This window comes from Streptomyces sp. NPDC059564 (assembly GCF_042735575.1).
Classification (GTDB): domain Bacteria; phylum Actinomycetota; class Actinomycetes; order Streptomycetales; family Streptomycetaceae; genus Streptomyces.
This window is the reverse complement of record NZ_JBHWBP010000470.1, coordinates 1-4,946: the sequence shown is the minus strand read 5'-3', so window position 1 is coordinate 4,946 and position 4,946 is coordinate 1. Positions and strand designations below refer to the sequence as shown.

At 78.1% G+C, this 4,946-nt stretch carries 2 protein-coding genes and 1 pseudogene; all 3 read left to right on the top strand.

What is annotated here, in order from left to right; translation table 11 throughout:
• A pseudogene (locus ACFV0Q_RS38345) lies at positions 1-1,270 on the top strand (DNA-binding protein); the annotation flags it as partial.
• 128 nt (positions 1,271-1,398) lie between these two features.
• On the top strand, positions 1,399-2,556 hold the full coding sequence (locus ACFV0Q_RS38340; RefSeq protein ID WP_385012302.1) for an AAA family ATPase: 1,158 nt from the start codon (positions 1,399-1,401) through the stop codon (positions 2,554-2,556).
• Positions 2,553-4,946, top strand: a 2,394-nt coding sequence (locus ACFV0Q_RS38335; RefSeq protein ID WP_385012300.1) for a DUF5682 family protein, incomplete at its 3' end; no start/stop codon positions are given. The genes ACFV0Q_RS38340 and ACFV0Q_RS38335, both read left to right, overlap by 4 nt.

Sequence of the window (4,946 nt, the reverse complement as noted above, 5' to 3'; positions counted from 1 at the left end):
GAAGGCCACCGACGCCGCGCACGGCCGGGACGACCTCAAGGACCTCGGCTTCGACGTGCGCCGCGAACTGGTCGCGGCCCTGCTGCCCGCCGACCCGGCACTGCTGTGGACCGAGGGCCCGGACGCGGCCGCCGCCGCGCGGGTGTGGAACCAGCGCGTGGGCCGCCGTACGCCGGTGCCCGAATGGCTGCTCGCCGAGGCCGCCCGCGACGTGCGCACCGGCTGGACCCCGCACCGGGCACTGCCCGCGCTCCTCGATCCGGCGTCGTCGGCGGTGCTGTCCGCCGACGTCGAGTGGACCGTCACGGGGGACCAGGCCGTGCCCGGCGCCCCCGTCACGCGGCCCTTCGACGCGTCCGTGCTGACCGGGGCCATGGCCCTCACCGCCTGGCTCGCGCACCGGCTGCCCGCCGGGCATCCCGTACGGGCCTGCCTGCCACCGGCGCTCACCGCGGTCCGCCAGCGCCTCTCCGCGCCCGGACTGCTGCTGGCCGCCGGGTACTACACGTCCCGGTCCGACTTCCGCAAGGCGGCCGGCACCCCGACCGAGACCGGCCCGGGGTACGAGCGGTACGGCGCGGTGGTCCTGGCCACCCATGACGACCGGCCCCGGTCCGCGCTGCGGACCTCGCTGCTGGACTCCACGGGCTCGGACCCGTACCTGCCGCTGCTGCGCGGCACCGACCAGCGGCCCTCGGCCGCGGAGACGGCCCTGCGCCTGGCCCACGACCCGGCCTTCGCGGCGCTGCTCGCCGATCCGGGGGCGCCGGTGGCGGGTGCGGTGGGCAAGGACGGCACCTGGTGGGCACAGGACCCGAGCCGCGGCGTGCCGGAGCTGGTGGCGGAGGTGGGCGCCGCGCACGGGCTGGGCGCCGACGCCGCCGCCCTGTACCTCATGCTGCTGGCCATGCCCGACCCCACCGACCGCAACACGGCGCGCTGGACGGACTGGAAGCCGGCCCGGATGAAGGCCGCCCGCGCCGAACTCGCCGCGACCGAGCTGGTGGTGGCGGCCAGCCGCACCCGGGCCGGGCGCACCCTGTTCCTGCCCGGTGGCTGGGCCGAGCCGGCGTCGCCGGTGCTGCCCGTCGAGCTGTGGAAGCTGCCGATGTACGGGGCGGCGCCGGGCGGTGCGCCGGTGCTGGGCGTGCTGGTACCGGCCGAGCCGGCCGCGGACCTGTACCGCCGGGCGTGGGGGCGGGTCCGCGAGGGCGACGCCCCGCGCTTCGAGCAGCTGAAGGTGAAGCGCACGGCGGCGCGACGGCGCTGAGGCCCGCCGGGGGTGGGGTCGGGGCGCCTCGGCGCGCTCCGGCCCCGCTCCGCCTGCCTCCCTGCCCGCCTTCGTGCGGGATCCCCCGAACCTCCTGAGACTTTCGAGAACGAGACCCCGAGGAACCGATGACCCTCACCGAACAGCCCGCTCCCGCCGCCCGGCAGGTCATGCCCGCCGAGGAGCGGTACGCCGCCGAACTGGCCTTCCTCGCCGCCCAGGACACCGGGCCCCGCCCGCCGGGCTGGGCGCTGACCCCGCGCGCGGTCGTGACGTTCGTCTGCGGCAGCGAAGGCGCCGAACTCGCCCTGCCCAAGCGGCGCGCCGGGCTGCCGTCCAAGCTGGTGATCGCGCCCAAGTTCGTCGGCGAACGCTCCCTGGTGGAACGGTGCGTGGTGACCCTGGCCGGGGAGCGCGGGCTGCTGCTCACCGGTGAGCCCGGCACCGCCAAGTCGATGCTGTCCGAGCTGCTGGCGGCCGCCGTGTGCGGCACCAGCGCGCTGACCGTGCAGGGCACCGCGGGCACCACCGAGGACGCCTTCCGGTACGGGTGGAACTACGCGCTGCTCCTCGCCCAGGGCCCGACCCCGCAGGCACTGGTCGACTCCCCGGTGCTCTCCGCGATGCGGACCGGACGGGTGGCGCGGGTCGAGGAGATCACCCGCTGTCTGCCCGAGGTGCAGGACGCGCTGGTGTCGATCCTGTCCGACCGGCGGGTCAGCGTGCCCGAACTGACCTCCACCGAGGACGCGTCGGTCAGCGCGGCCCCCGGGTTCACGGTCATCGCCACCGCCAACCTGCGGGACCGGGGCGTCTCGGAGATGTCCGCCGCCCTCAAGCGGCGCTTCAACTTCGAGACGGTCGCGCCGATCGCGGACCCCGACGCCGAAGCGACGCTGGTCCGCCGCCAGGCCGTCGCCGCCGTGCAGCGGGCGGGGGCCGCCTTCGGGGTGGACGACTCCGTGCTCGACGCGCTCGTCACCGTCTTCCGCGACCTGCGCTCCGGGCGCAGCGCCGAGGGCTGGGACGTGGAGCGGCCCGGCACGGTCATGTCCACCGCCGAGGCCGTGCAGGTGGCGGCCTCGCTGGGGGTGGCGGCCGCATACCTGCCGGGCGGCGACGTGCTGGACCTGCTGCCGGGGCACCTGCTGGGCGTCGTACGCAAGGACGACCCGGCCGACCACGGACGGCTGCTGGGCTACTGGGACGGCCCGGTCCGCCGCCGTGCCGAGGACGGCTCGGCGATGTGGCGCCGGCTGTGGGACCTGCGCGGGAGCCTGCGTTGACGGTCACCGATCCGCGGGACGCGGTGGCGGCGCTCGCCGCCTCGCGCGAGCCGTACCTGCTGGGTGTGCGCCACCACAGTCCCGCGCTGGCGGCGGTGGTGCCGGCGCTGCTGGAGGAGGCGGGGGCGGAGGTCGTCTGCGTCGAGCTGCCGACCGACTTCCAGCCGTGGCTGCCGCACCTGGCCGACCCGGAGACGGTCGCCCCGGTGGCCCTGGCCGGCCTGGGCCGGGAAGGCCACCTGGCCTTCTACCCGTTCGCGGACTTCTCCCCCGAACTGGCCGCGATCCGCTGGGCGCGGGGCCGAGGCGTGGAGGTCGTCTGCTGCGACCTCCCCCTGGCGGACCGGGGCTGGTCGACGGAGACATCGGAGCCCGATGGTGCGGGGTTCGCCGCGCGGGACTCGGGCTGGACGGATCCCGTGGCCGCCAACTCGGAGTCGGGGTCGGGGCGCCGGAGTTACGCGGAGGGGCTTGTCGCCGCCGGGAGGGGGCGCGAGGGGGACGATCTGTGGGACCGGGCCGTCGAAGTGCTGGCGCCCGGGTGTTCCGCCGAGGCCGTGCGGCGCGCCGCGCTCGGCGTCGGCTGGGCGCTGCGCGCCGACGCGGGCGCCGTGCCCCCGGTGGACCTGGCCCGCGAGGCCCACATGCGCCGGACCGTCGCCGCCGCGGCCGTCGGCGGACGCCGGGTGGCCGCCGTGATCGGCGCCTTCCACGCCCCGGCCCTCACCTCCGGCGGCCCGGCCGCCGAGGTGCCGGGACCGCGGGGCGCGGACGCGGGGCCGGGGATCGGTTCTGGTGGGGGTGAGGGGGTCGTCACCTCGTTCGTGGCGTACTCCTTCGATCTGCTCGACTCCCGGTCCGGGTACCCCGCCGGGATCCGGGATCCGCTCTGGCAGCAGGCCGTGCTCGAAGCGGGTGGGGACCCCGGGCGGGTGCGGGACGCGGCGTCGGTCGCCGTCACCGGGGTGTGCCGGGAGCTGCGCCGCGCCGGGCACACCGCCGGGACGGGAGAGGCCGCCGAGACACTGCGCCTCGCCTGCGACCTGGCGGTGCTGCGCGGGCTGCCCGCGCCCGGACGCGGGGAACTCCTGGAGGCCGTCCAGACGGTGCTCGGGCACGGTGAACCCCTGGGTCGGGGGCGGGCGTTGGCCCGCGCCCTGGAGGCCGTCCTCGTGGGGGCGGGCCGCGGCCGGACCACCCCGCACGCCCCGCGTTCCGGGCTCGGACCCTCCGTGGAGGCGGAGCTGGCCGCGCTGCGGCTGCCGTCACCCGAGGACCCGGCCCCCAAGGAGGTGCGCCTCGACCCGTTGCGCTCCGAGCTCGACGGGCGCCGCGAGGTGCTGCTCCAGCGGCTGCTGGTGTGCGGGGCCTCCTACGGGGAGCCCGTGAGCGTGGCCGCCACCGGCGACGGCACCGCGCTGGGGAGCAAGTGGCGGCTGTCCTGGACGCCGTCCGTCCCGGCCCGCCTGGACCTGGCGGGGGTCCGCGGCGTCACTGCCGCCCAGGCGGCCGCGGGGACGCTGCGCGAGGTGGCGCGCCGCGAGGCCGCCGAGGGCGGCCCGACGGCGGCGCAGGTGCTGACCGGGCTGGCCGCCGCCGCGCGGTGTGATCTGCCCGGGCTGGTCGACGTACGACTGGACGAGGTGGCGGAGGTCCTGCCGGCCGGCGCCGGTCTGCCGGAACTCCTCTCTGCCGTCGACCTGTTGGAGGGGCTGCGCCGCGGCCACCTGCCCGCCGCCCCCGGGGCGCGCGAGCGGGCGGCCGGGCTCGTCGGCGATCTGCTGGACACCGCCGTACGGGCCCTGCCCGGGCTCGCCGGGAGCGACGACCCCGCCGACGCGGGCGCCCTCGTGGCCCTCGCCGACCGGGCCACCGCCCGCGGTCTCGGGCTGCGGATGGACGCCGCCCTGGCGGAACTCGCCTCCGGCGGCAGCCCGTTGATGCGGGGCGCCGCCCTCGCCGTGCGGGTGCTGCTCGACCTGGACTCCGCGGCCGGGCTCGGCGAGCGCGCCGCCGCCTGGGTCGACGGCGCGGCCACCGCCGACGGGCGGCGCGCCCTGGCCCGTCGGCTCACCGGCCTGCTCAGCGCCGCCGGACCGCTGCTCGACGCCTCCCCGGCGGCCCTGACCCCGCTGCTGGACCGGGTCGACGGCCTCGCCGACGCGGCGTTCCTGGAGCGGCTGCCCGCGCTGCGCGGCGGCTTCGACGTCCTCGCCCCGGCGGCGCGGGAGCGGCTGCTGGCGACGGTGACCGAGCGGCTCGGCGACCGGGTCGACCTGTCGCTGGACGCGCCGCCCGCGCTGCTCGCGCTGTGGGCCGCCGCCGACGCGGCCGGGCTCGCCGCGCTCAAGTCGCTCCCGCTGCCGGCGCGTTCGGCGGCCACCCCGGAC

Coding starts and splice junctions, on each gene's coding strand:
- ACFV0Q_RS38340 (WP_385012302.1), top strand. CDS start 1,399: ATGACCCTCACCGAACAGCCCGCTCCCGCCGCCCGGCAGGTCATGCCC.